Source organism: Variovorax sp. RO1 (genome assembly GCF_002849325.1).
Lineage (GTDB): Bacteria > Pseudomonadota > Gammaproteobacteria > Burkholderiales > Burkholderiaceae_C > Variovorax.
This window is the reverse complement of the sequence record NZ_PKMT01000006.1, coordinates 350,342-375,405: the sequence shown is the minus strand read 5'-3', so window position 1 is coordinate 375,405 and position 25,064 is coordinate 350,342. Positions and strand designations below refer to the sequence as shown.

Sequence of the window (25,064 nt, the reverse complement as noted above, 5' to 3'; positions counted from 1 at the left end):
CATCGACGACATCGATCCGCAAAAGAACGGGCACTACCCGGGCAGTGTCAACGGACAGGACGCCCGCGAGCCGAAGGGTGGAGAAGGCGCAGGTTCGCGCGAAGGGCAAGATCGCGTGCCCGCCTTCGCACGACCGCTCATGGTGCTCGATGCGGCGATGAGCCTGAACATGGCCACGCCTGCCAGCGCAACTGTGTACGCGGGCGAGGCGATCCACTGGACTGCGCAGGCGCAGGCCCACGTCGCAGCGGGCAAGACCGTGAGCTTGGCTGCTGGTAAATCCGTGGGCCTGTACAGCCACGAAGGCGGTATCCAGGTCATCGCACAAGACGGGCCGGTGAGCGTTCAGGCGCACACCGACGAACTCGAATGGCTGGCCAAGGAAGGCTTCACGGTCACGAGCAGCAACGACGAGATCCACGTGCTGGCCCAGAAGAAGATCACGCTCAAGGGTGGGCAGACGAGCATCGAGCTGGATGGGATGAACATCACGCTGAAGATGCCGGGGCTGCTGGACATCAAGGGGACGAGCAAGAGTTTCGTGGGTCCGGGAGGGAAGCCCGCAAAGTTGCCGGCCCTGCCCACGGGCATCGCGGTGTTCGAAGAGCCGCCGAGCACTACACCGCCGCCCCGCAAGTTCAAGTTTTCGGTTTAGGCGAGCACCCGATGATCATCAGCCCACCCTTTCTGTCCCAGCCGGACATCCCCGTCTACAGCGAACAGTGCATCAGCGACGTGATGCCTGGCGGTATCGTTGGCAGCGGCGCCTTTCCCGTGAGCCAGGCGATGGCCTGGCACGGCGGCATCCACATCAACGCCCCCGCAGCCGACGAACCGGTGCGCGCCATCGCCGATGGCATCGTGATCTTCCGGCGCGATGGCGGCACCGCGCGCTATGACGCGCAAGACCATTCGACGGGGTGCGTCGTCATTCGCCACAAGACCGAGATCGGTGCTAACGGCGCCAACGCGGTCGAGGTTGTCTACTACTCCATCTATCAGCATCTGCGCCTGCTCGATGCCAATCTGCCGGCCGTCAATCAGGCCGTCTACCGCAAGGACAAGCTGGGTTTGGCCGGCACTATTTACGGTCGGGCCAACTGCATTCACCTGGAGATCGTTGCTGGCGATGCCGATACCCGGAACCTCGTGGGTCGCAACACCGGCGATCTGCCGCTCACGAGTGACGGTCGCACCGACGCGGTGTACGGCGAGGTCTACGTGCTGGTGCCCGCCAAGAGCCCGTACCACAGCGCACAACCAACCGGCGCGACCCTGCCTGCGGCGGCAGGTGACAGCGGCGGTGCCGATCTGATCGTCGGCATCAGGTACGAGGCTGCCAACGCCACGCTGACCACCTACCAACTCACGGGCGAGGTCGTCAGTGCGGGCATTGTGGAAACCGACGCCGAGTACAACCTCTACACCGAAGCGAACACGCGCCATGGTCGCCTCAGCGCAAGCGTCCAAGCCACCAGCAGCCCCAGCGGCTGGTACGAGCTGCTGCGCTTCGGCCGCAAGCTGGGCACCGACCCATTGCCCAACGATGCGGCCCATTGGCGCAAGGTCGCTGTCCCCGGACAGCCCGGGGGCGTCTGGCTCGACCTGAACGCCAGCAACACCCGAAAATTCAGCGACGCAGACTTCCCCCACTGGACGGACTGGAAGCTCATTGACGATGACACCCAGGACGACAACAGCCAGTGCAACTCGGCCCTGATCGATGCCATGCTGGCCCCAGCGGCCCAGCCCACGGCACCACCCAGCGGGCCTCCGAACATGACTGGCCCGTCCGTGCCGACACCGCAAGCGCCGGAGAACGCCACAACCACGCCCGAGCAAAAGGCAGCCAACCGAAAGCAGAACCTGTGCAAACCCGCGGTGCAGGCGAAGTTGGCCAAGACGGTCTGCAAGTTCCCCACGGAGTGGGCCAAAGACGAGGTGCGCAAACGCTGGGCGTGGACACGCGACAAGGGCAACCCTCACATGCCGTACCCATTGGAGGACGAGACGGACTTCACGGAAATGACCGACTTTGCGCAAAAGCTTTGCTTCTGGGAGGAGTTGCCCGCGGAGGACAAGGCGCGCCTGACGATCAAGCACTGGCACTTTCATCCGAGAGAGTTCATCAAACACTTCAGGAAATGCGGGTGGCTGAGCAAAGATGATGTTGTGAGGTTGGTTCGGAACGTGGACAAACTCTTGATAACTCGATCGACCATCGTTTCTTATCTGGAAACTGCTTTGCCAATCACCGCAAAAGGCGGGCGACCGCAAGGCCTGCATGTTCCACTTCAGAAAATGATGCGCAAGCATGGGCTTGCCTCATCATTGCGCTCAGCTCATCTTTTCGGTCAATTGATTGAAGAAACTGGCAGGCTTGAGTCGATGATCGAAAAAGGCGGAGCCTCCTATTTTGATAAGTATGAGCCTGGAACTGATCAAGGCACGAAGTTGGGAAACACGGAAATCGGAGATGGAGCAAGATTCAAAGGGCGTGGAATCATTCAAATCACAGGCAGGTCGAACTATGAAAACTACGGCAAATTCAAAGGCGACTCGAATCTCTATTTGACGGATGCCGGTTCTTCATCGCTTGCGACGGATGCAAATTTGACTTGCGATGCCAGCGGGTACTATTGGATTTCAAAGCAACGATACTCCATGGGAAAAAACAAGAAGCTCATTCCAATGGGAAAATTGGGGATAAGTTCTTGGGCAGATCAAGGCACGCAGGAGGAGGATGCGAGACAGGTAACGAAATGCATTAATCCGGCTCAATATCATTTTTCCGAGCTTCGGTGGCCGGGTTTCTTGCATGCATGGCACGCCACAAATGATGCCTCAATCGCCCCCAATAATTTCAAGAGGATTAAATGAAAAAATTTCTTCGTATTTTTTATCTTCTGCCTCTGAGTTTCATTTTTTCCGCGTGCCTTCATGCCAGTGAAGCCGAGAGCTTCAATTTATGCGATTCAATAAAATTCAAAACCTCTGGCTTTAGTTTGAGCAAACTTCAATCCTCTCTCGATGATGAGAAGTGCCAGAAATGGAAGAACGCCGAAGCCCGGGTTTTGGCTGTAAAACTAGAGAGGGAAAATGGAGATTCGGAGCAGAGGAATCAAAAAGAAAAGAAACCGTATTTGTATGCGAGAAAAGATCGAACAACTCCTCCGGGGCCAATTTTTGATTTTGTGAAATATGAAGCCAAGGGAAAGAGGTACTTATTTGATGAAAGCAAATTTCTGCAAGCAGTCAATGAGTGGCCCGTATACCAGCAAAGAGCCACAGAAGTAATAAAAGAGTCAGGCGGGGTAATAAATCCAGATGCAAAAATTCAGCACTGGAGGAATAACTCTGGGGATTTTTTGGTGTGTACGATAATTTATCGAAACCAAAAAAATGAACCTCAATTCATGGAGAAGCACTTTTCTTTTTTCAAAAGAAACAGGATTTCCGCAGCCTATAGTTCTGCTTTATTGAGGGTCAACGACAGCGTGGCGCTCGAAGAGGTCGACGCTGTTGAAAAACTGTTCCGATCTATCGAGCTGGTGCAGTAGACGATTTCGAACTGAGAGTCAGGCTTGGCGCGCCCCACTATCGCCCCATCCGTGCGGGGAAAAAGGAGATTTCAATAAAAAGGCTCATCTTTTTTTCTTTCGTAGTCTTTCAGTCGCCCGCGGCAGGTCAACCTTCGAAAAAATCGCCGCTAGAAAATATTCGCCCAAGCGAATCAAAAATTGCAAATCTCGGCTCGGGCTGCCGCATTTCGTTGACAGTTCCAAGTGGTGCACATTTTCGGTCTGGCTACGAGTCCAGCCAAAGTAAAGGCGTCGCGGGATTTTCCTTGAAAGCAACTCCAAAATTTTCCGATAGTGGAAATTGGAGCTTTGACTTCAACTGCTACCACCTCGACGAAGACTTGGTCAAAAAGGGGTGGGCTTTTCGTTTGCCAACGGGAAGCTGGGCGCCAAACATGGGGAATGGTGGGAAAGAGCTTCTTGAGAAGAATGCGCTTCATTTTTTTTCGCTGGTTTCAAAAAACTCGGAAGGCTGGGCAATCACGGTTGACGACACAATAGGAGACGAGCGCTATCGGCAAAGGCGTTTGTTTTACTGCATGGCTCGAGAATCAAAAGCCATCTGCGGAGAAAGCGTCCTCGGATATATTGAATTCATCGAGAACAAAAGAAATTTCAATCCAACTCCTTACGCATTGAGGATGCTGCGTGAAATTGAGTTCCTGGAAGATGCAGCGCCAACCTCAGACCCATCGAAGCGTTAGCAACTTATCAACGTGCGCACACCAAGGCAACGCAATCTGACCGAGGCGATACCGATCTCAAAAACTCGACGCACGGGGTGGGAAAAAGTCGAGATGCCTCACCGCAGAATAGCAACACAAGAACGATACAGAGCGCCAATCTATGTCCAACAGCATTTGGGGTCGTTTGAATGATGCGATCTAGCAGATCCTTTTTTGTCTCTTTTTCGCAGTTGCCGCGAATGCAGCCATGGCAGACGGGGCGGCCGTCGAATGTCCTACCGCATCCACCATTTCGGCGGATGGACTCGATCGGATGGGGTGCCAAGCTTCAGGATGGGTGCTCATCGAACAGTACCTCGGCCCCAAACCAGAATCGCCCTACGCTTCCGCGTTTGACCGACGAGAGCTGGTCGTCGCCTATGCAAAAACGCTGGACGCCGTGAAGGCGGTGGCCGGTATTGGGACTGGCTCTCGCAGCCCGCAGACGCAAAGCCCCCTACTTCAACCACCTCTTGTGGACTACGTTGTCAAACGCCTCCCGACATCAAAGGCGCGCCACTACAAAAAATGGTCCATTTCTTCGGAAAAAATCGAATATGGCGCTCAACGTGGAGCCCCAGGCTTCCTCTTGGAATGCGCCACAGCCATTCGCTCCACGAGTTCCAGAACAGTTGTCGTTGCGGAGTGCTTTCCGTTTGAAGAAAAGGCTCGCTTCGCGAAGACTTTAGATGCCGTTCGTTGATCTCAGCCGCTGCTCTTTTTCACCAGCCCGGCGATGTACGCATCCATCGAAATGGCCCCGCGCTTCGGTGCATGCGCCGGCTCGTAGGCCTCTTCGAGCGTGAGCCGCGTCATCTCGACATAGGACTTCGCCGCCGGCTCCGAAAAGCCCGTCGCGCGGAAGGCCTCCTCCCACTGCGCAGGCGGCGTCTGCACGGCTTCGACCGGCCGGCCCAGCGCGGCGGCAAAGGCTGCTGCCACGTCAGCCGGCGAATACGGCTTCGGTCCCTCGACGTGATGCAACCCCGAGGCTTCGGGCGGGGCCAGCATGAGCTTGGCCGCGAACTCGCCGATGTCGTGCGGCGCCACCATCGGCAGCTTGAAATCGGGCGGGTACATGCTGTGCACCTTGCCCTCGGTGCGCGCGGTGTCGAGCGAGGCGTCCCAGTTGCTCATGTAGTACGCCGCGCGCTGCACGCTCAGCGGCACGGGGCCGGCGGCCAGCGCCTGTTCCATGTCGTACAGCACGCCCAGGTCGCCGATGCCCTCGCCGGGCTGTGCGCCGTAGGTCGAGGCGGCGACGATCTTCTCGAGCTTGCAGCCTTCGATCGCGGCCAGGATGGCGCGCAGGCTGCGGTGCTCCTCGGCCACGGTGTCGGTCGACGGCGCGGCCGGCGGGTTGAGCACGAAGAGCCGCGTGCCGCTGGCGATCACGCGGTGCAACGCGGCCGTGTCGAACACGTCCACTTCCGCCACGCGTGCGCCCTTGTTCTGCTGCGCCAGGGTCTTGCGGGCGTCGCGCGTGACCAGCGTCACGGGTTGGTTCTGCGCGAGCAGCGCTTGCGCCAGCGCCGAGCCGACGTGGCCCGTCGCGCCAAGAATGATGTGCATGGGTGGCCCTTCTCTAGCTGCGCTTTTCAGCGTTGCGCTTGCGCGTGGCTGCGCCCTTCCTGGCGGACGCTGAACGTTCGGCGGCGGTGCGGTGTGCCGCTGCGGCGCCACCGAGGCGACCCCCCTTGCGCGAAGGCGCGTGGTTCTCGGGCCGGCCGCGGCCCGACCCGCTCTTCTTGCCGCCACCGGTCTCGGCATTCACCGTGGCCCAGGCGCGGCGCTCGGCCTCGTCCTTGGCCACGCCGCGGTGCTCGTAGCCTTCCTCGATGTGCTCGGCCTTGCGTTTCTGCTTGTCCGTGTAGGACGACTTGTCGCCTCTTGGCATGTCAGTGCTCCTTCGATCAGAGGGATGAAAGAAGCCTTCATGCTGGCCGCCTGTGCGGCGCCGTGGGTCGGAAGAGGCAGGCGCTGCGCGTCAGCGCAGTCTGGCGTGCGAGCGGGTGCGCAATGTGATCGAGTAGCGCAGCGCCTCGGTCGGCGCGATGGCGTGTTGCCATGCCCAGCGCGCCGGCCCGCGCAGCAGGTACACGGAGCGCGGCTCGATGAGGAACTCGAGCGCGGCCGGCCCCGAGGCGGGCGCGCCGGGCACGTACGGCCGGAACTGCATCACCGCATCGCCGTGCAGCGAGACGCCGACGATGTCTTCGAAGTCGGGCACGTCGCGGTGCCATCCCAGCGGCGTGCCGGGGCGGTACTCGGCGATCAGCAGGTGCGTGAGGTCTTCGGGCGCGACGCCGGCCCAGGCGGCGGCCTTGGCCCGCAGCGGATGCAGCACCTCGGGCAGCGGCGCGCCGGGCTTGAGGCGGTTGGTGTCGAAGTCGTAGCTGCCGCCGAAGCTGGTGCCGCGCCGGCGCGCGGTGTATTCCTTGTAGCGCATCTCCTTGAGCGGCAGGCCCTGCACGATGCGCAGCAGATCGGCCTCTTCGTCGCGCGACAAGAACTCGCTTTCGTAGCGCAGGCCCTCGATGGCTGCGACGGGCGCCTCGCCGAACAGGTCGGGCTGGCCGGCGTGTTCAAGGCGTCGGGTGGCGCGCATCGACTTCTTCTGCCTCCCCGGCCAATTGCACATGCCACCAGCTCGGCAGCAGTTCGCGGATCTCGGCGCGCGCAAAGCGGTCGTCGAGCAGGTGCAGCACGCCGGTATCGGCCTCGGTGCGGATCACGCGGCCCGCGGCCTGCACCACCTTCTGCAGGCCCGGGTAGAGGTACGTGTACTCGTAGCCCTTGCCGAAGCGCAACTGCATGCGCTCGCGCGTGATCTCGTTGAGTTCGTTGTACTGGGGCAGCCCGAGGCTGGCGACGAATGCGCCGATGAGCCGGCTGCCCGGCAGGTCGATGCCTTCGCCGAACGCACCGCCGAGCACGGCGAAGCCGATGCCCTGCCCGCCCTCTTCGAAGCGCGCGACGAAGCCGTGGCGATCGGCCTCGCGCATGCCGCGCGTCTGCGCCCACACGGGCACGCCGGGGTGGCGCAGCGAGAACGCGGCGCAGGCTTTGTCGAGGTAGTCGAAGCTGCTGAAGAAGGCCAGGTAGTTGCCGGGCAGGCGCTCGAACTGCGCGCCGATGATGTCCGCCACATGGCGCAGCGAGCCGGCGCGGTCGCGAAAGCGCGTGGAGACGCCGGTCGCCACCTCGACCCGCAGCTGCCGGCTGCTGAACGGCGAGGCCACGTCGAGCAGCGCCGTGTCTTCGGGCAGGCCGAGCGCGTCGCGGTAGAACGCGAACGGCGACAGCGTGCCCGAGAAGCAGGTGACCGACACCGCATCGGCAAAGCGGCCTTCGAGGAACGGTCCGGGCACGAGGTTGCGGATGGCCAGACCGCGCTGTTCCTGCGTGCTGCCCAAGGTGCGCTCGAACACCGAGTGGTCGTCGAAGACATCGGCCAGCCGCGCGAAGTGCAGCGCGTCGAAGAAGAAGCGCTGCAGCGGGCCTTGCGCCGCGTCGGGCGTGGCGGCGAAGTGCTCGGCCATCGCGGTGTTGGCGGCCTGCAGCGTGCGCAGAAAGCGCTCGGGGATCTCGTCGGCGGTGTCGTAGTCGGCCGTCTGCGCCTGCTGCAGCGTGTCCCATTCACGGAACAGGCGTGCGAGCGGGCCGCGCACGGCGGCGGGCGCGACGCGGTGCGCTTCTTCGAGCGCGGCGCCTTCGAGCTTGGCGGTGTACATGCCGCGCGCCCGCTCCAGCAGGTTGTGCGCCTCGTCGACCAGCACGGCGACGCGCCAGTTGGCGTCCTTCATGCTGGCGAACAGGAAGGCGCTGCTGTCGAAGTAGTAGTTGTAGTCGCCGACGATGACGTCGCTCCAGTGCGTCATCTCCTGCGCCAGGAAATAGGGGCACACCTCGTGCGCGAGCGCGACCTGGCGCAGCGCCTCCCGGTCGAGCCAGCCCGCCCGTGCGGCTTCGGCGCGCGCGGCGGGCAGTCGGTCGTAGAAGCCGCGCGCCAGCGGGCAGGCTTCGCCGTGGCAGGCGCGGTCGGGGTACTCGCAGACCTTCTCGCGAGCCGCAAGCTCGAGCACGCGCGGCCGTGCGCCGCCCTGCCCCAGCACCCGCAAGGCATCGAGCGCCACGGGCCGGCCGGAGGTCTTGGCGGTGAGGAAGAACACCTTGTCGACCCGGTGCGCCGCGCGCGCCTTGAGCAACGGGAACAGCGTGGCCAGCGTCTTGCCGATGCCCGTGGGCGCCTGCGCCAGCAGGCAGCGCGCGCTGACGGCGGCGCGGTAGACCGCCTCGGCCAGTTCGCGTTGGCCGGTGCGGAAGGCGGCGTGGGGAAATTCGAGCCGCGCCAGCGCCTCGTCGAGCGCGCCGCGATGCGCTGCCTCGCGCTGCGCCCAGTCGCTGTAGCAGGCACACAGGGTCTCGAAGTGGCTGCGCAGGGTGTCGCGCGTGTGCTGCTCTTCGAGCACGGTTTCGTCGCCGCTGGCCAGGTCGAGGTAGACCAGTGCGACGGTCAGGGTGTCGTGCCCTTCCTGCTCGCAGAGCATCCAGCCGTAACAGCGCACCTGCGCCCAGTGCAAGGCACGGTGGTTGGCGCGGATGGCGTCGAAGTCGCCGCGGAAGGTCTTGATTTCTTCCACCCGCGCCTGCGCCGGGTCGTAGCCGTCGGCCCGGCCGCGCACGCGCAGGGGGCCGCAGGTGGTGTCCAGCGGCACCTCGCTGCGGTAGTCGCCGCCGCGCCGCGCCTGCACCAGCGCGTGGCCGGCCATGCCTTCGAGCGCGCTGGGCGCGGGCACGAAGCGCAGGTCGAGATCGCCCGCCTTGGCGCCGAACGCGCACAAGGCCTTGACGGACACGACGTGCGCCGCCGAGACGGTGGCAGACGCGGCGGGAGAGGGGGGTTGGGGTTCGGAAGGCATGCTGCCGATACTGGATGAAATCACAGTATAGCGAGCACCGAATGCGGCAATACGTCACACAAAGTGCTATCGGGGTCTTCTCCGACAGGTCGAATGCCGTTTTTCGGCAAGACTTGACAAGTTTTGCTTACAAATGCGCCCATGAAAACTCCCTCCGCGATCGACCCCGTCGAATTCGACCGCCTGCTCAGCCGCAACCTCAAGCTGCCGCTGCTCGGTGGGCTGGTCGGCGCCGTGGCCTTCGTCGCGCTGATCCTGTACTTGCTGTCGAGCCTGAGCTGGGTCGAGCACACCGACCAGGTCACGCGCGCCGCCAGCGAACTGCAACGTCGCTCCATTGATATGGAGACGGGCATGCGCGGCTTCCTGATCACCGGCGAGGAGAGTTTTCTCGAGCCCTACCAGACCGCCCTGCCGCGACTGAAGGCCGACACCGACGCGCTGCGCCGCCAGGTGTCGGACAACCGGCAGCAGGTGGAACGCGTCGACCGCATCGCCGGCCTGCAGGAGTCGTGGCTGACCTTCGCGCGCGAAATGATCGAGGCGCGACGCAACGGCGTCGATCCGCAGGCCACCGTCCGGCTGGGCCGCGGCAAGCGCCTGACCGATGAGTTGCGCGCCGAGTTCACGACCTTCATGGACACCGAGCAGACGCTGCGCTTCCAGCGCAACACCGAGGCCAACCGCACGAGCTGGTGGGTGGTTGGCCTGTTCCTGTTGTTCACGCTGGTGTACTCGGGGCTGGTGGCGTTCTTCGGGCGCCGGCAGTTGATGCGGCTGTCCGACAGCTACGACGTGGTGCTGCGCGAGCAGGCGGCCCACGCCGAGCGCCTGGCGCAGGAGGCCTGGCTGCGCAACGCGCAGACCGAGCTGGTGGGCGAGCTGGTCGGCGAACTCAGCGCGCCGGACATGGGCCGCAAGATCCTGGCGTTCTTCTCGCGCCACCTCGGCAGCTCGGTCGGTGCGCTCTATGTGCGCGAACGCCACGGCCCGCTGCGCCGCGCCGCGAGCTACGGTTTCTCCAGCGAGGCCGAAGCCTCGCCGCAGGTGTTCTCCCCCACCGAAAGCCTGGTCGGCCAGGCGGCGGCCGAGCGGCGCCGCATACTGATCGACCCGGTGCAGGCCGACTACCTGAAGGTGAACTCCGGCCTCGGCGAGATGGCGCCCAGGGCCGTGCTGCTGCTGCCGGTGACGAGCGACGGCGCCGTCAACGGCGTGCTAGAACTGGGCCTGCCGGGCACGCCCGACGCGCGCAGCGAACAGCTGTTCGACCTGGTGGCCGACGACATCGGCACCTCGCTGGCGGCGGCACGCTACCGCGAGCAGCTGCAGGACGTGCTGGCCGAAACCCAGCAGCTCAACGAAGAGCTGCAGGTGCAGCAGGAAGAGCTGCGCACCGCCAACGAAGAGCTCGAGGAACAGTCGCGCGCCCTGCGCGCCTCGCAGGCCATGCTGGAGAACCAGCAAGCCGAGCTGGAGCAGACCAACAGCCAGCTGTCGGAGCGCACCGAGGCACTCGACCAGCGCAACACCGCGCTGCGCCGCGTGCAGCGCGACCTGGAAGACCGCGCCGACGAGCTGCAGCGCGCCAGCCGCTACAAGTCGGAGTTCCTGGCGAACATGTCGCACGAGCTGCGCACGCCGCTGAACAGCGCGCTCATCCTGGCCAAGCTGCTGGGTGACAACCCGCAGGGCAACCTGTCGCTGGAACAGGTGAAGTTCGCGGAATCGATCTACGCCTCGGGCAACGACCTGCTGGTGCTCATCAACGACATCCTGGACATCGCCAAGGTCGAGGCCGGCAAGCTGGAGCTGGTGCCCGAAGAAGTGCCGCTCGACAAACTGGCCCAGAGCCTCGAAAGCACCTTCCGCCCGATCGCGACCGACAAGAACCTGGAGTTCCGGCTGGAGCTGCGCCCCGACACGCCGGCCCTGCTGGTCACCGACCGGCAGCGGGTGGAGCAGGTTCTGAAGAACCTGCTGTCGAACGCGATCAAGTTCACCGAGCGCGGCGAAGTGGCGCTCACGGTGTCGGCCACGGCCGACGGCGGCGCGGCCTTTGCGGTGCACGACTCGGGCATCGGCATCGACCCGCAACAGCACGAGCTGATCTTCGAAGCCTTCCGCCAGGCCGACGGCACCACGAGCCGGCGCTATGGCGGCACGGGACTGGGCCTGTCGATCTCGCGCGACCTCACGCAGCTGCTCGGCGGCACGCTGACGGTGAAAAGCGAAGCCGGCCAGGGCAGCACCTTCACGCTGCAACTGCCGCCGCGCGCGCCGCAGACCATGCCCGCACCGGCCATGCCCGTGGGCACGCTGCGTTCGATGTCGACTTCTTCGCCGTCGCATGCGCCGGCCGTGCTGTCGCCGCCGCCGCTCGCGCCCCCTGCCCCGCCGCCCGTCGTGCCGGCCCCGCGCTTCGCGGACGACCGCTCGATTCCGCGCGACCAGGTGCGCCGCGTGCTGGTGATCGAAGACGAGCCCCAGTTCGCCCACATCCTGTACGACCTGGCGCACGAGCTGGGCTACCGCTGCCTGGTGGCGCACGGCGCGGCCGACGGCTTCGAGCTGGCGACGCAGTTCGTGCCCGACGCGATCCTGCTGGACATGCGCCTGCCCGACAGCACCGGCCTGGACGTGCTGCAAAAACTCAAGGATTCGCCGCACACGCGCCACATTCCGATCCACGTGGTCTCGGCCGCCGACAACGCACAGGCCGCCGCGCTGCACATGGGCGCCATCGGCTTCGCGCTGAAGCCGGCCACGCGCGAAGAGCTGACCAAGGTGTTCGCGCGGCTGGAAGAAAAGCTCACGCAGAAGGTCAAGGTCGTGCTGCTGGTGGAAGACGACGCGCTGCAGCGCGAGAGCGTGATCCGGCTGATCGGCGACGACGACATCGAGATCGTCGCGGTCGGCTCCGGCGAAGAGGCGCTGGCGCTGCTGCGCACGCGCGTGTTCGACTGCATGGTCACCGACCTGCGCCTGCCCGACATGCAGGGCAGCGAGCTGCTCAAGCAGATGGCGGCGGAAGAGATCGTGTCATTCCCGCCCGTCATCGTCTACACCGGGCGCAACCTCACGCGCGACGAAGAGACGGAGCTGCAGCGCTACTCGCGCTCGATCATCATCAAGGGCGCGCGCTCGCCCGAGCGGCTGCTCGACGAGGTAACGCTGTTCCTGCACAAGGTGGAGGCGGAGCTGTCGAGCGAGCGCCAGGGCATGCTGAAGACGGCGCGCGGGCGCGACCGCATCTTCGAGGGCCGCACCATCCTCTTGGTGGACGACGACGTGCGCAACATCTTCGCGCTGACCAGTGCGCTGGAGCAGCGCGGCGCCACGGTCGAGATCGGGCGCAACGGCCGCGAAGCGCTGGAGCGCCTGGACCAGGTGAGCGAGATCGACCTCGTGCTGATGGACGTGATGATGCCGGAGATGGACGGCCTGGAAGCCACGCGCCGGCTGCGCGCCGACCCGCGCTTCGTGAAGATGCCGGTGATTGCCATCACCGCCAAGGCCATGAAGGACGACCGCGACCAATGCCTGGCCGCAGGCGCCAGCGACTACCTGGCCAAGCCGGTGGACCTGGAGCGCCTGTTCTCGCTGCTGCGCGTGTGGATGCCGAAGATGGAGCGCCTGTGACCCGCAAGCCCCTCCCTGCCCTCGCGCCGGCCAACGCGCCCGTGCAGCCTCAGCCACTGAGCGACACCGAGATCGAGCTGCGCCTGCTGATGGAGGCCATCTACCTCAAGTACAGCTACGACTTCCGCAACTACACGACGGCCTCGCAAAAACGCCGCGTGCTGTATGCGCTGGAGCAGCTGGAGTTCCCGAGCATCTCGGTGCTGCAGGACCGCGTGCTGCGCGACGCGACGCTGTTCGGCCGGCTGCTGCAGTTCCTGACGATCCCGGTGAGCGAGATGTTCCGCGACCCGGCCTACTTTCTGGCGCTGCGCCGGCACGTGGTGCCGATCCTGCACACCTACCCGTCGGTCAAGGTGTGGGTGGCGGGCTGCAGCACGGGCGAAGAGGTGTTCTCGCTGGCGATCCTGCTGCGCGAGGAAGGGCTGCTCGAACGCACGCAGATCTACGCCACCGACATCAACCCGGCCTCGCTCGAGAAGGCGCGCCAGGGCATCTTTCCGCTCGAGGCCATTCGCGGCTACACGTCGAACTACCAGCGCGCGGGCGGGCTCAGCGCGTTCTCCGACTACTACACCGCCGCCTACGAGGCCGCGCGCTTCGACCCTTCGCTGTGCGCCGACGTGATCTTTGCCGACCACAGCCTGGCCACCGACAGCGTGTTCGCCGAGACGCAGCTGGTGTCGTGCCGCAACGTGCTGATCTACTTCAACCGCCAGCTGCAGGACCGCGCGCTCGGGTTGTTCCACGAGTCGCTGTCGCACCGCGGTTTTCTCGGGCTGGGCTCGAAGGAGAGCATCGACTTCTCGGGCTATGCCGACCGCTTCGACACCCACGCGCGCGCCGAGCGCATCTACCGCAAGGTCGCATGAAGCGCGGTAACACACAGCACCGCTCCTTTCCGGTTCGCCGCGTCGAAGCCGTGGTGCTCGGCGCCTCGGCCGGCGGCATCGACGCGCTCAGTACCGTGCTCGACGGCCTGCCGGCGGGCTGGCGCATTCCGATGGCGGTGGTGCTGCACCTGCCCGAATCGCATGAGAGCCACCTGGCCGAGATCTTTGCGCAGCGCCTGCCGATTCCCGTGTACGAGGCGCTCGACAAGATGCCGATCGCAGACGGCTGCCTGTACTTCGCGCCGCCGGGCTACCACCTGTCGATCGAGCGCGAGCGGCGCTTTTCGCTGAGCTGCGAGCCGCCCGTGCTGTATTCGCGCCCTTCCATCGATGTGCTCATGGCCTCGGCCGCCGACGCCTACGGGCCGTCGGTGGCGGGCTTCCTCATGACCGGTGCGAACGAGGACGGCGCCGAAGGCCTGTTCCGCATCCACCGCGCCGGCGGGCTCACCGCCGTGCAAGACCCGAAAGAAGCCCTGGTTCCCACCATGCCCCTCGCCGCCATTGCGCGCCACACGCCCGACCACGTGCTTCCCCTGCGTGACCTGCGCACCCTGCTGCAGCAACTGGAGCCCGTCCATGCCCATTGAGGTCGAAAGCAAGCTGCTGATCGTCGACGACCTGCCCGAGAACCTGCTGGCGCTCGAGGCGCTCATTCGCGCGCCCGGTCGGCTGGTGTTCCGCGCCGGCTCGGCCGAGGCGGCGCTGACCCTGCTGCTGGAGCATGAATTCGCGCTCGCCATCGTCGACGTGCAGATGCCCGGCATGAACGGCTTCGAGCTGGCCGAGCTGATGCGTGGCACCGAGCGCACGCGGCACATTCCGATCATCTTCGTGAGCGCCGCCGGGCGCGAAATGAACTACGCCTTCCAGGGCTACGAAAGCGGCGCGGTCGACTTTTTGCACAAGCCGCTCGACCCGCATGCGGTGGTCAGCAAGGTGAGCGTGTTCGTCGATCTGCACCAGCACCGCAAGGCGCTGCGCCATGAGATGGAATCGCTGGCCGCCGCGCACCGCAAGCAGGAAGAGCTGGTGCAGCAACTGCAACACACGCAGCGCGAACTGGAACGCGCGGTGCGCATGCGCGACGACTTCATGTCGATGGTGTCGCACGAGCTGCGCACGCCGCTGAACACGCTGTACCTCGAAGCACAGTTGCGCCAGCTGCACCTGTCCAAAGGCAAGCTCGACAGCTTCTCGCCCGAGAAGCTGCCCACGATGATCGAACGCGATCAGCGGCAGATCCGCAACATGGTCCGCCTCATCGACGACATGCTCGACGTGACGCGGCTGCGGCGCGATGCGCTGTCGATCCAGACCAAGCCGGTCGACCTGGCAGAGCTGGCCCGCGCCGTGGTCGACAACCTGCGCCACCAGGCCGAGGCCGCAGGCTGTGCCATTTCGCTGGAGGCGCCCGACACGCTGCGCGGCGTGTGGGACGAATTCCGCATCGAACAGGTGCTGACCAACCTGTTGACCAACGCGATGCGCTACGGCGGCGGCAAGCCGGTCGAGATGACGGTGCGGCTGGACGGCGACAACGCCGTGGTGAGCGTGCGCGACCAGGGCATCGGCATCTCGCCCGAGGACCACCAGCGCATCTTCGAACAGTTCGAGCGCACCGACGTCAGCCGCAAACACGCGGCCGGCCTGGGCCTCGGGCTGTACATCACGCACAAGATCGTGAGCCTGCACGCAGGGCGCATCGGCGTGGAGAGCACACCGGGCCAGGGCGCGCGCTTTTTCGTCGAGCTGCCGCTGCAGACGCCCCCTGCCACGCCGGACGCCGGGAAGTAACAAACGAAGCCCTTGTTACGGCTTTCCGTAGGCACTGCGCCGATACTGCGGGATCGCAATCAATGGATGCCGAAAGACAACAACTGTGAATGTTCTGATCGTCGACGACAACGAGGCCGCGGCCGACCTGCTGCGGGAGCTGCTGACGCTGCAGGACCACACCGCCCGCTGCACCTACACGGCGCAACAGGCGCTGGATGCCGCCGCCAGCGAGCGCTTCGATGCGGCGCTGATCGACCTCACCTTGCCCGACTTTCCGGGCACCGAGGTGGCACGCCGTCTGCGCGCGGGGACGGGCGAAGGTGCGCCGCGGCTGCTAGTGGCGATTTCTGGTTTTTCGGAACGGGACGCAGCGAATGCGGCGCCGGGTGAGGTGCTGTTCGACCACCACCTGCAAAAGCCCATCGACATCGGGGCGCTCGAGCGCATCCTCGCGCCGGGCTGAGCAAGCCCCCCTCGCCTTTCAGCGCATCGCGCGGTAGCGATACAGGCGAAAACCTTCCTTCTGGATGAAGCCGCTGGGCTCCCAGCCGCGTGCAAGCGCGCGGTCGGTGATCTGCGCCATCTGCAGGCCGATGCTGTCCTGGAGGTTGTCCCCCACGGCCAGCTCGAACTTACGGAGTTCACCGTCCAGGGCCTCCACCGCCGCAATGGCGGCCTCCACATTGGTGAAAGGCCGAAGGCTGGTCTGCATTTTTTGTCGCTCCTTGGGCACTCTGCGCGCCTGTTGAACGATCCAAGGCAAGTGTCATGCCCCCGACTGAAACAGTCTTTCGGGCATGAATTGAATTCTTTGAACTTACAAATGTGACTGATTGTGACGTTTTCGTCAGAGTTCACGCCAAGAATTGGCATGCCCGCGTGCATGCGGGCGGCGGGTCAATCGCGGTCGTCATCCTCGTCGTCGTCATCGTTCGGCGGACGGTAGGGATAGCCGGGGCCGTAGTACGGGCGTCCGGGCGGCGGGGTGTAGATCGGGGCCGGCCGGTAGTACACGGGCGGCGGCGGGCGGTAGTAGGCCCGCGGCGGTGGCGGCTCGTAGTAGATCGGGGCCGGGTACGCATAGGCGGGCGGCGGCACGTAGTACGGCGGCGCATAGACCGCGCCGGGTGTGCCGATCTGCACCGACCAGTTCGTGCGCGCGCTGGCAGCGCCCGTGGCGAGCAGCGCGCCGGCCGCGATGGCGGCAACGGCGGCCCATCTGAAAACAGAAGAATCATTGGGGGAATGCATGGGGACTCCAGGCCCGGCGCGAACGGCGCCGGGGTGGTCATGCAACGTGGCTCGCCTCCGCGTGGTGCACGCCAAACGTCACCAGCTGGTTGCCAAACGTGAATGGACGTCTCAGTCGACCTCAGTCGACGATTTCCCGGCGCGACAGCATCACGTCGTCGCCCGTGGTGTTGAAGGCGATTGTCGGCGCGCTGAAGTCGCTCAGCGGTGCGCCCAGACCGATCTCGCCGCGGCCGTGCAGCACGCATTCGTCGCGCCGCAGGGCGATCTCGTGGCTCGAGCCGCCGTTGCCGTGGAAGCGCACCCAGGTGCCGTAGGTGCTGACGTCGATCAGCACGCAACTGCCCTGCCGTTCTTCGATGCGCGCGTGCAGCCGCGACACGCGCGGGTCGTTGACGACGAACTGCGCGTCGCCCACACGGCCGAGGTGAATGGGCAGCTGGTCGATGCGGAACATCGAGCGCACGTCGAGCCATGCGAGCTCGATGTGTCCGAAGGTGGAATCGGGCAGCCGCGCCGGCAGCAGCGCGGCCGGCACGGTCAGGAAGCTCGTGAGGTCTTCTTGCCAGTCGATGCGGTGGACGATCGACATCTCGCTGCGCCCGCGGATGTTGATCGGCCCGAGGTCGCGGTGCTGCACGGCGCCTTCGTGCAATTGGTCGATCACCGTCTCCGTGACCCAGATCTGGCCGGGGCCGGCCAGGTCGCTCAGGCGCGAGGCCAGGTTGACGGCATCGCCGAAGCAGTCGCCCTCGACCTCGACCACGTCGCCGCTGGCCACGCCGATCTGCAGCGCCATGCGCAGCGGCACGGGCCAGCCGGCCAGGCGCTTCTGGTGGTAGCGCTGCAGCTCGATCACCGCGTGCGTGGCGGCGGCGCCGCTGGTGAAGATGGCGAACACACCGTCGCCCAACGACTTCACGACCCGGCCGCCGTGGGCCTCGCACACACGCCCGATCCATTGGGTCAGCCGCGTCACGGTCTCGGTGGCACGCGCATTCCCCATGGCCTCGAAGACCCTGGTGCTTCCGGTCAAGTCCGCGAAAACGACTGTGGAATTGACACCCATACTGTTTTTTCTTGGCAGCAAGCGCTGGTTATGTTGCTCTGGACCTTTCGCTGCTCCTGCGAGAAGTTTCTCCGACATGCGCCATCACATGCAAGGAACGATCCGCAGAAGCTTCTTGTTGACGCTGCACGACGCGGGCCCACTGCCGCATCGTGCCGATGAGTTCTAAAGTTTTTTAATACTTTTGGACTCAAAACTCAAATGACAACAAAAGAGACCGCTAAAGCTTGTTGTTTGCAAACAAGAAACGGTGTTTCACATCTTGTGTCTCGGCCAACTGAGGCTTAAGGTAGCGACCGTTCCAGTTCCGGGCAATACGCTTTTCGTGACATGCTGCTCTTTCGCCGCCTTTTTCAGCTTCTGAACGTACCCGGCCTGGGATCGCGGCAGGTTGGGGAAAGTCAGCTCGGCCGCATTCGCACTGCGATGCTGTCGGTGCTCCAGGGCCGCGGCGGCCAATCGATCCAGCGTGTCAGTCAACGCGTGCGCTTTGCGGTCGATGTCGAAGCCCTCTGGTACCTGCGTCAGGACGTGATGGTCGCGCTGAGCGCCATCGACGGCGAATCGGCTGCGCGGCGCCAGATGAAAGAAATCAACAGCATGTTCAAGGGCGGCCTGCCCGGCTCGATGGGCCCGCGCGCCCATCAGCGTTTCACGAACCAGTGACCGGCCTGAGCGAGCGAGCGGCATCGACAGCCGCCCGCGTCGCGGCTCAGTGATCGTGGTGATGGTCGTGACCGTGGTGATCGCCATGGTCATGGTGGCCATGCCGATGGCCCCACACCAGGAACACATCGCGCCCCTCGGCGGCCAACGCCACCTTCGCACCCACCGGCAGCAGCACCTTGGTCTGCACATGCCCGAACGGCAGCCCGGCAATCACCTGCACCTTCTTCAGGCTGGCGCGCAGCCGGTCGATCACCGTGTTCATGCCGAAGCCGCGGTCGTAGCCGGCGATGCTGCGCACGCCCGTGAACTGGCCGAACACGATGGCCTTCTGGCGCGCCAGCACGCCCGCCAGCTTCAGCTGGTCGAGCATGCGTTCGATGCGGTACGGGTGCTCGTTGGTGTCCTCGATGAACAGCACGCCCTTGTCGACCATCGGGAAGTACGGCGTGCCCAGCAGACTGGTCAGCACGCAGAGGTTGCCGCCCCAGAGCACGGCGTCTTCGATCGGCTTGACCTTGAGCTCGGCGTCGCGCACCGGCATGCGCCAGCCGGTGCCTTCGCCCTGCCCGCTCAACAGGTCGTCGAAGCAGGCTTCCATGATGTCGTCGGAGCCGCCTTCGGCGCCGAAGTCTTCACCGACCGCGGGGCCGGACCAGGTGATGGCGCCGTTCTTGGCCAGCAGTGCGTTCTGCAGCGCCGTGAAGTCGCTGCAGCCGACGAACTCGGTGCCCTTGTCGATCGCCTTGGCCAGCGCCTTGTACGGGAGCGACTCGAGGATGCGCGTGAGGCCGTAGCCGCCGCGCGCGATCAGCGCCACGTCGGCGCCGCTCGCGGCGGCGCGCGAGACAGCGGCGAGCCGGGTGGCGTCGTCGCCCGCAAAACGCTGGTGCGCCGTCAGCGCGGCTTCGTCGATTTCGACCTCATGGCCGAGGGCCTTGAGCCGGGCCACGCCGCGCCGGAAGGCGGCTTTGTCGCGGATGGCACTGGAGGGGGAGTAGATGTAGATATGTTGCGAAGTCACGGCGTCGAGTATCCCATTGCGTCCCGGATCTGCCGGGCCAGGGGGGCGGCCTGCGCTGCCGTTGGCCCACCCGATGCGGCGCGTGGACCGAGCGCACGCAGCGCGGCCTCGTAGCCCCGGTCGGGGAACGGCGCACGCCAGGCGTCCTTGGCGCGCACGCCGTTGTCGGGTGCGACGAGGCTCGCGACGAAGCGGCCCGGTGCCGCCGCTTGCAGCAGCGTTGCCAGTTCGCCGCCCGCCTCGCTGTGGACCAGCGCGAGTGGTTCGGGATGGACTTCGTCGAGCCACGCCAGCAGCACGTCGCGGTGCCATTCGAGCCGATGCGTTGCTTCGCGCTTGGGTTTGTCGCTTTTGCCGAAGCCGATCAGGTCGGGCACCAGCGTGCGCACACCGGGCGCGCCGACGAGGTGGCGAAAGAAGTAGCCCCACTCGCCCGGGCCATGCAGACACAGGCAGTCGGCCACGCGGCCGTCACTGCCAGCCGGGCCGCTCTCGTCCACCCAGTGCAGACGCCAGCCTTGCAGGACCGCCAGGTCCTGGACGTGGTGCGGCGCACAGTCGAAATCGACAAGCGCGGCAAAGCGCTCGGCCGGCGTGCGCAAGGCATCGTCACGCAGCGGTTCGGCCTGCGCGCGCGCGACGCTGCGGCGTTGCTGGAAGAAGCGCTGCAGCAACGCGCTGCAGTCGTCGGCCAGCACGCCGCCCTGCACACGCGTGTGATGGTTCAGCTTCGGCTCGGCGAACAGATCGAGCACCGAGCCCGCGGCACCGGTCTTGGGATCGGCCGCGCCGAACACCACGCGCGCCAATCGCGAATGCAGCATCGCGCCCGCGCACATCGCACAGGGCTCGAGCGTGACGAAGAGTTCGCAGCCGTCGAGCCGGTAGTTGCCGAGCGCCGTAGCTCCGGCACGCAGCGCGTTGATCTCGGCGTGCGCGCTCGGATCGTGCTGCGCCACGGGGGTGTTGCGGCCGGTCGCGATGACTTGCCCGTCTTTCACCAGCACCGCGCCCACCGGCACCTCGCCTGCGTCGGCGGCGTGCTGCGCTTCCTGCAGCGCGAGCGCCATCCAGTGCGCGTCCGATGGTGAGGCGACCGGCTCAGTTGTCATCGGGCATCTTGCGGGCCTGGGCCGCGGCGTCGAGGGCGTCCTTGACCTGTTGCTGGACCTGCTGCGCCTGCGTACGCACATCGGCAGCCGCCGGGGCCGACGCACCAGGTGCGGCCGGTTGCTTGGCGATGGCGGTGCGCGACAGCTGCTGCTTTGCCAGCAGGCCGACGACGACCAGCGCGAGCACGAGGCCGATCAAACCGAACATCCGCATTTCAGCGTGCCTCCGGTGCAGCGACCATGCCGAGCCGCTCCATCCACACGGCCAGCGCCTGTTCGTCCGGCGAGCCGGCGCGGTAGACCTCGCCCATTGCCGCGTGCGATTCGGGCCGGTGCTGGTTGAGCTTGATCTTGCATTGCAGCGCCGTCACGTGCAGCTCGAAGCCCATGATGCCGGCCAGCATCTTGCGCTGGAACTCCTCGCCGAGGTCTTTCCACTGCTGGGCATAGGCCGGCTCGTGGTCGCCGATGAGCTTCTTGAGCAGCGCGTCCTTGGCCTCGGGTGTCTCGATGAGCCGGGCTTCGACGGTGCAATGGACCGCGAGGTAGTTCCATGTCGGCACCCGCGCCAGGTCGGGATAGACCGAGGGCGACAGGTAAGCATGCGGCCCCTGGAAGACCACGACCGCGCGCGGTCGCGCCTGCAGGTAGCGCCAATGCGGGTTGGGCTTGGCACAGTGCCCCAGCAGCACGAGCGCATCACCCTCTCGCGGCTCGGCCACGATGGGCAGATGGGTGACGAAGGGCAAGCCCTCGTCGTCGTTCGAGATCAGGTTGGCAAAGGGGTGCGCGCGCATCAGGCCCAGCGCGACGGCCGGGTCCTTGGCGTTGAACTGCGGAGGCATGTACATGGGGCGGGTTCCTCGTGGGGAGCTCCGATTGTCCCCGAGTCGCCCCGGCTTGCGCTCCAGGCGGGCTACTTGGCGCGTGCCGCTTCCAGCTGCTTCACCATCGCCGTGTAGCCGCGCGCCTTCGCCAGTTGCAGCGGCGTGAGGCCCTGGCGGTCGGCCAGTTGCAGGTTGGCGCCGCCGGCGATCAGCGCGGCCAGGGTGCGCTGGTGGCGTGCGCCACCGTCGCCCAGCACGATCGATTCGATCGTCGCGGTCCAGTGCAGGTTGTTCACATGGTCCAGCGGCGCACCCGCTGCGACCAGCCGGCGCACGACCTCGTCGTGCCCCAGGTGCGCGGCGGCGATCAATGCGGTGCCGTCGTAGCGGCTGGTGGTCTGCCCGGGCTTGGCGCCCAGTTGCAGCAGCAGCGTGAGCGTGGTCACGTCGTCGGCCACGGACGCGATCGTCACGGCGTCGTAGCGGTCGTCTTCGAGCAGGTCGATGTTTGCACCCGCCTTGGCGAGCAGCTTCACGGCGTCGCGCTGGCGCGCATAGGTGGCGACCTGCAGCGGCGTGCGGCCGCGCGCGTCGCGCACATCGAGGCTGGCGCCGGAGGCGATCAGGCTCTTGAGCTTGGGCAGATCGCCGTGCCAGGCCGCGCGATGCAGGCCTTCGTAGGCCAGCACTTCGGCAGCCAGCGGCGGCACCTGGGCCGCCGCACCGGGCGCGGCGCTCCAGCCGATCGCGGCGGCGAGCACCGCCGACCAGAGACCGCGCGCCGTCATCAGAGTTGGCCCTTGACCTTCTCGAGCGCGGCGTTGGCGCACTGCTCGTCGAGGTGGCCGCCCGGCGCACCGCCCACGCCCACGGCACCGATCACTTCGTTGCCCGACTTGATCGGCACGCCGCCGCCCAGCAACAGGAAGCCCGGCAGGTACACGAGGTTGGCGGCGCCGGGGTTCTTCTGGGCGCCTTCCATCATGGCTTGCGTGGGGCTCTTGGCCGAAGCCGAGGTCCAGGCCTTGCGCTCGCTCGATGCCAGGGTGTGCGGGCCGGCGTTGTCGGCACGTTGCACGGCGCGCACGAGACCGGCGCGGTCGACCACCGTAGCGGCCACGTTGTAGCCGTTGGCAGCGCAGGCGGCGACGGTTTCTGCGGCGATCTGGTTGGCCAGCGCGAGCGAGATGTTCTTCTCGGTGCGAACAGCGGGGGCCGGCGTCTGGGCCTGGGCGACGGAAGCAGCGAGCAGAACGGCGAGGCCGCCCACGCGGATGATCGATTGCATGGTGTTTTTCTCCAGTGATGAGAGGGTTCGTGCCGGCCTGTGCCGACAGCTGTGTCACTGTAAAAAATCCAGCCCGCCGCGGCCATTCGTACGGCTACGCCCGGCACTCCGTAGAACTACGGAGCGCCCTCTTCTCCCGCATCCGACGCCAGCACGGCATAGCGCCGGATCAGCTGCGCGAGCGAATCGCAATCGAGCTTGGCGAACAGGTTCGCGCGGTGGGTCTCGACGGTGCGCGGCGACAGCGCCAGCACGCGCGCGATCTCCTTGTTGGTGAGCCCCTGCACGATGAAGGCCAGCACCTCGCGCTCGCGCTCCGACAGCTGCGCGACCCGCTCGCGCGCGGCGTTGTCGGCCTGCGAGCGCTCGCGCGTGCGCACGTGCTGGCGCACGGCCTGCTGCAGGGCTTCGAGCAGCTGCTCGTCGTCCACCGGCTTCTCGAGGAACTCGGCCGCGCCGGCCTTGAAGGCGCGGCGGCACATCTCGACCGTGCCGTGGCCGGTCAGCATGATCACGGGCTGGTCGACGCCCTGCGCCACCAGCCGGTCGAGCACCGTGAGGCCGCTGATGCCGGGCATGCGCACGTCGAGCACGATGGCGCCGACGCTCGCGCGGTCGAAGCCGTCGATGAAGGCCTGCGGATCGGCCCAGCCCTGCACGCGCAGGCCGACCGTGCCGATCAGCAACGACAGGCTGTCGCGCACGGCCTGGTCGTCGTCGATCAGGTGGATCAGGGGCGATTGGGGCTGGTCGGCGGCGGTCGGAGTGTTCATGTCGAAGGTGCCACCAGCGGCAGCAGCAAGGTGAAGCGCGCACCGCGCGGCGAGGCGTTGGCCGCGCTCAGGCTGCCGCCCATGCCGCTGGCCAGCGTTTCGCTCAGGCTCAGGCCGAGGCCCAGGCCGCCTTCGCGCGTGCTGAAGAAAGGTTCGAACAGGCGCGGCAGCGCCTCGGGCGCGATGCCGCGGCCGTTGTCGGTGACGGTCAGCACGCCCTCCTCGCCGTTGCGGCCGACCGAGACCACGAGGCGTCGCTCGGCCGCAGGCACGAGGTCGAGCGCCTGCGTCGCGTTCATCAGCAGGTTGTGCACGATCTGCTCCAGCGCCACGGCTTCGGCCTGCACACGCACGGGCGCCTGCGCGCTGGCGTCGAACTGGGCCGCGACACCATGGCGCGCGAACTCGGGCGCCAGCAGGTGCATGGCGCTGCGCACCACCTCCTGCAGCACCAGCGGCTTGACGTCGCCGCCAGCCTCGGGGCGTTCGATCACGCGACGCAGGCGGCCGACCACGCCGGCCGCGCGGCGGGCCTGCTCGACGGCCTGCCCCATGGCATCGCGTGCGGTGGCGAGGTCGGGCGGGTCATCGTCGAGCAGGCGGCGCGCGGCCTGGGCGTTGGCCAGCACGGCCGTGAGCGGCTGGTTGAGTTCGTGCGCCAGCCCGGCCGACAGCTCGCCCAGCGCATTGAGCCGCGCGACCTGGCCCAGGCGCAGCAGCTCTTCGGCGCGGCGCCGTGCGATGCGCTGGCGCTGCGCGGCCCAAAGGCCGGCCAGCAACAGCGCCATCGCCACGGCCCAGCCGCCAATGGTGCGCCACGGCAGCTCGGCCCAGCCGACCTGGCGCTCGGCCACCAGCTCGAAGGGCTGGCTCGGCGACGCGAGCGCCTTGCTCAGGCTGTAGCGCCAGCCATGTTCGGCCGACTGGCCGGGTTGCAACACCAGCTGCTGACCGTCGCGCTGCAGGATCAGGCGCACCGGGCTGCGCTGCGGGTTCATCGGCCAGTCGCGCCAGGGCACCGAGCCGACGAGGTCGATCTCGAGCGCATAGCTGAGCGGCTCGGAACCGATCACGAGCTGGTAGCGGCCATGCGGCAGATCGAGCACGGCCAGGTCGGCGCGGCGCTCGGCGCGGGAGCGGGCCTCGGCGGCGGCCAGTGCGTCGGCGTGTTCGGCATCGGGCCAGGGCTCGTCGGCCGCGCGCCGCTGCACGCGCAGGATCGACGAGTACACCGACGGCAGGCGCCGCTCCGGGTAGTCGGCGCCGGCGTTGGGCTCCAGCAGCGCGAGCGTGGCCAGCACCGCGTCGTACTGCACCACCTGCTGGCTCATGAGCCGGTGCGCGATGCGCGCGTCGGTCTCGAAATCCTGCTGGAGTCGGGTCAGCTCGGCGCGCGCGAACCACACGGCCCCGGCGGCCGTGAGCACCACCCACGCCAGCCACCAACCACCCCGCGTACGCAACCACTGTGTCATGGCGCGGATTGTGCCCGGCGCCGACAGGCCTCCCCGC

The 25,064-nt window shown here is 66.1% G+C and carries 26 protein-coding genes; 11 read left to right on the top strand and 15 right to left on the bottom strand.

Annotated features, from left to right (window positions below):
• The 5 genes from CY658_RS26860 to CY658_RS32580 form a co-directional block, all read left to right on the top strand.
• Positions 1-655 (top strand): DUF2345 domain-containing protein (locus CY658_RS26860; protein ID WP_219589617.1); only part of this gene is annotated, 655 nt, incomplete at its 5' end.
• 11 nt (positions 656-666) lie between these two features.
• Positions 667-2,880: a M23 family metallopeptidase gene (locus tag CY658_RS26855; RefSeq protein ID WP_101493078.1), complete on the top strand. Its 2,214-nt coding sequence runs from the start codon at positions 667-669 to the stop codon at positions 2,878-2,880.
• On the top strand, positions 2,877-3,560 hold the full coding sequence (locus tag CY658_RS32590) for a hypothetical protein (protein ID WP_143713798.1): 684 nt from the start codon (positions 2,877-2,879) through the stop codon (positions 3,558-3,560). The genes CY658_RS26855 and CY658_RS32590 overlap by 4 nt, the downstream gene beginning before the upstream one ends.
• 287 nt (positions 3,561-3,847) lie before the next feature.
• Entirely contained in the window at positions 3,848-4,285 is a 438-nt protein-coding gene (locus CY658_RS32585; protein WP_143713796.1) for a hypothetical protein, read from the top strand.
• 319 nt (positions 4,286-4,604) lie between these two features.
• Positions 4,605-5,009, top strand: a complete 405-nt coding sequence (locus CY658_RS32580) for a hypothetical protein (protein ID WP_180839059.1) — start codon at positions 4,605-4,607, stop codon at positions 5,007-5,009.
• Positions 5,010-5,011: 2 nt separating this feature from the next.
• Here CY658_RS32580 and CY658_RS26850 read toward each other — a convergent pair whose 3' ends face one another.
• The 4 genes from CY658_RS26850 to CY658_RS26835 form a co-directional block, all read right to left on the bottom strand.
• The gene (locus CY658_RS26850; RefSeq protein ID WP_101493077.1) at positions 5,012-5,878 is read right to left on the bottom strand and encodes an NmrA family NAD(P)-binding protein; all 867 of its coding nucleotides are present in this window, start codon (positions 5,876-5,878) and stop codon (positions 5,012-5,014) included.
• A 13-nt stretch (positions 5,879-5,891) separates the two neighbouring features.
• A complete protein-coding gene (locus CY658_RS26845; protein WP_101493076.1) occupies positions 5,892-6,203 on the bottom strand; it encodes a plasmid stabilization protein in 312 nt (103 codons plus the stop codon).
• A gap of 90 nt (positions 6,204-6,293) precedes the next feature.
• The gene (locus tag CY658_RS26840; RefSeq protein WP_101493075.1) at positions 6,294-6,914 is read right to left on the bottom strand and encodes an alpha-ketoglutarate-dependent dioxygenase AlkB; all 621 of its coding nucleotides are present in this window, start codon (positions 6,912-6,914) and stop codon (positions 6,294-6,296) included.
• Entirely contained in the window at positions 6,892-9,228 is a 2,337-nt protein-coding gene (locus CY658_RS26835; RefSeq protein WP_101493074.1) for an ATP-dependent DNA helicase, read from the bottom strand. Before CY658_RS26835 ends, CY658_RS26840 begins: the two co-directional genes overlap by 23 nt.
• A 141-nt stretch (positions 9,229-9,369) precedes the next feature.
• Between CY658_RS26835 and CY658_RS26830 the strand changes: the two genes are divergently transcribed.
• From CY658_RS26830 to CY658_RS26810, 5 genes are all read left to right on the top strand, one after another.
• Complete coding sequence (locus CY658_RS26830; RefSeq protein ID WP_101493073.1) at positions 9,370-12,870, top strand: response regulator; 3,501 nt, start codon at positions 9,370-9,372, stop codon at positions 12,868-12,870.
• Positions 12,871-12,959: 89 nt separating this feature from the next.
• Positions 12,960-13,742 carry a CheR family methyltransferase gene (locus tag CY658_RS26825; RefSeq protein ID WP_153286102.1) on the top strand — a complete coding sequence of 261 codons (783 nt, stop codon included), beginning with the start codon at positions 12,960-12,962 and terminating at the stop codon, positions 13,740-13,742.
• On the top strand, positions 13,739-14,353 hold the full coding sequence (locus tag CY658_RS26820) for a chemotaxis protein CheB (RefSeq protein ID WP_101493072.1): 615 nt from the start codon (positions 13,739-13,741) through the stop codon (positions 14,351-14,353). Before CY658_RS26825 ends, CY658_RS26820 begins: the two co-directional genes overlap by 4 nt.
• A complete protein-coding gene (locus CY658_RS26815) occupies positions 14,343-15,560 on the top strand; it encodes a hybrid sensor histidine kinase/response regulator (protein ID WP_101493071.1) in 1,218 nt (405 codons plus the stop codon). Before CY658_RS26820 ends, CY658_RS26815 begins: the two co-directional genes overlap by 11 nt.
• Positions 15,561-15,645: 85 nt before the next feature.
• Positions 15,646-16,005: a response regulator gene (locus tag CY658_RS26810; protein ID WP_101493070.1), complete on the top strand. Its 360-nt coding sequence runs from the start codon at positions 15,646-15,648 to the stop codon at positions 16,003-16,005.
• An 18-nt stretch (positions 16,006-16,023) separates the two neighbouring features.
• Here the strand turns inward: CY658_RS26810 and CY658_RS26805 are convergent, their stop codons facing one another.
• The 3 genes from CY658_RS26805 to CY658_RS26795 all read right to left on the bottom strand — a co-directional run bounded on the left by CY658_RS26805 (position 16,024) and on the right by CY658_RS26795 (position 17,862).
• Positions 16,024-16,254, bottom strand: coding sequence for a hypothetical protein (locus CY658_RS26805; protein WP_225617034.1), 231 nt, complete (start codon positions 16,252-16,254; stop codon positions 16,024-16,026).
• A 185-nt stretch (positions 16,255-16,439) separates the two neighbouring features.
• Complete coding sequence (locus CY658_RS26800) at positions 16,440-16,793, bottom strand: hypothetical protein (protein ID WP_101493069.1); 354 nt, start codon at positions 16,791-16,793, stop codon at positions 16,440-16,442.
• Between the two features lie 121 nt (positions 16,794-16,914).
• Positions 16,915-17,862: an adenylate/guanylate cyclase domain-containing protein gene (locus tag CY658_RS26795; RefSeq protein WP_101493068.1), complete on the bottom strand. Its 948-nt coding sequence runs from the start codon at positions 17,860-17,862 to the stop codon at positions 16,915-16,917.
• Between the two features lie 330 nt (positions 17,863-18,192).
• Here CY658_RS26795 and CY658_RS26790 point away from each other — a divergent pair, with 330 nt between their 5' ends.
• Positions 18,193-18,528, top strand: coding sequence for a hypothetical protein (locus CY658_RS26790; protein ID WP_101493067.1), 336 nt, complete (start codon positions 18,193-18,195; stop codon positions 18,526-18,528).
• 46 nt (positions 18,529-18,574) lie between these two features.
• Here the strand turns inward: CY658_RS26790 and CY658_RS26785 are convergent, their stop codons facing one another.
• From CY658_RS26785 to CY658_RS26750, 8 genes are all read right to left on the bottom strand, one after another.
• Positions 18,575-19,552, bottom strand: a complete 978-nt coding sequence (locus tag CY658_RS26785; RefSeq protein ID WP_101493066.1) for an LD-carboxypeptidase — start codon at positions 19,550-19,552, stop codon at positions 18,575-18,577.
• Positions 19,549-20,664, bottom strand: a complete 1,116-nt coding sequence (gene tadA / locus CY658_RS26780; protein WP_101493065.1) for a tRNA adenosine(34) deaminase TadA — start codon at positions 20,662-20,664, stop codon at positions 19,549-19,551. The genes CY658_RS26785 and tadA overlap by 4 nt, the downstream gene beginning before the upstream one ends.
• A complete protein-coding gene (locus CY658_RS26775) occupies positions 20,654-20,878 on the bottom strand; it encodes a hypothetical protein (protein WP_099796857.1) in 225 nt (74 codons plus the stop codon). Before CY658_RS26775 ends, tadA begins: the two co-directional genes overlap by 11 nt.
• A gap of 1 nt (position 20,879) precedes the next feature.
• On the bottom strand, positions 20,880-21,515 hold the full coding sequence (locus tag CY658_RS26770) for an FMN-binding negative transcriptional regulator (RefSeq protein ID WP_101493064.1): 636 nt from the start codon (positions 21,513-21,515) through the stop codon (positions 20,880-20,882).
• Positions 21,516-21,580: 65 nt separating this feature from the next.
• The gene (locus CY658_RS26765; RefSeq protein ID WP_101493063.1) at positions 21,581-22,279 is read right to left on the bottom strand and encodes an ankyrin repeat domain-containing protein; all 699 of its coding nucleotides are present in this window, start codon (positions 22,277-22,279) and stop codon (positions 21,581-21,583) included.
• Positions 22,279-22,779 (bottom strand): GlcG/HbpS family heme-binding protein, encoded by a 501-nt coding sequence (locus CY658_RS26760; protein WP_099796854.1) that lies wholly within the window; start codon positions 22,777-22,779, stop codon positions 22,279-22,281. The genes CY658_RS26765 and CY658_RS26760 overlap by 1 nt, the downstream gene beginning before the upstream one ends.
• A gap of 116 nt (positions 22,780-22,895) precedes the next feature.
• Positions 22,896-23,552, bottom strand: a complete 657-nt coding sequence (locus tag CY658_RS26755; protein ID WP_101493062.1) for a response regulator transcription factor — start codon at positions 23,550-23,552, stop codon at positions 22,896-22,898.
• Positions 23,549-25,027, bottom strand: a complete 1,479-nt coding sequence (locus tag CY658_RS26750) for a sensor histidine kinase (RefSeq protein ID WP_101493061.1) — start codon at positions 25,025-25,027, stop codon at positions 23,549-23,551. The genes CY658_RS26755 and CY658_RS26750 overlap by 4 nt, the downstream gene beginning before the upstream one ends.
• Positions 25,028-25,064 lie beyond the last annotated feature (37 nt).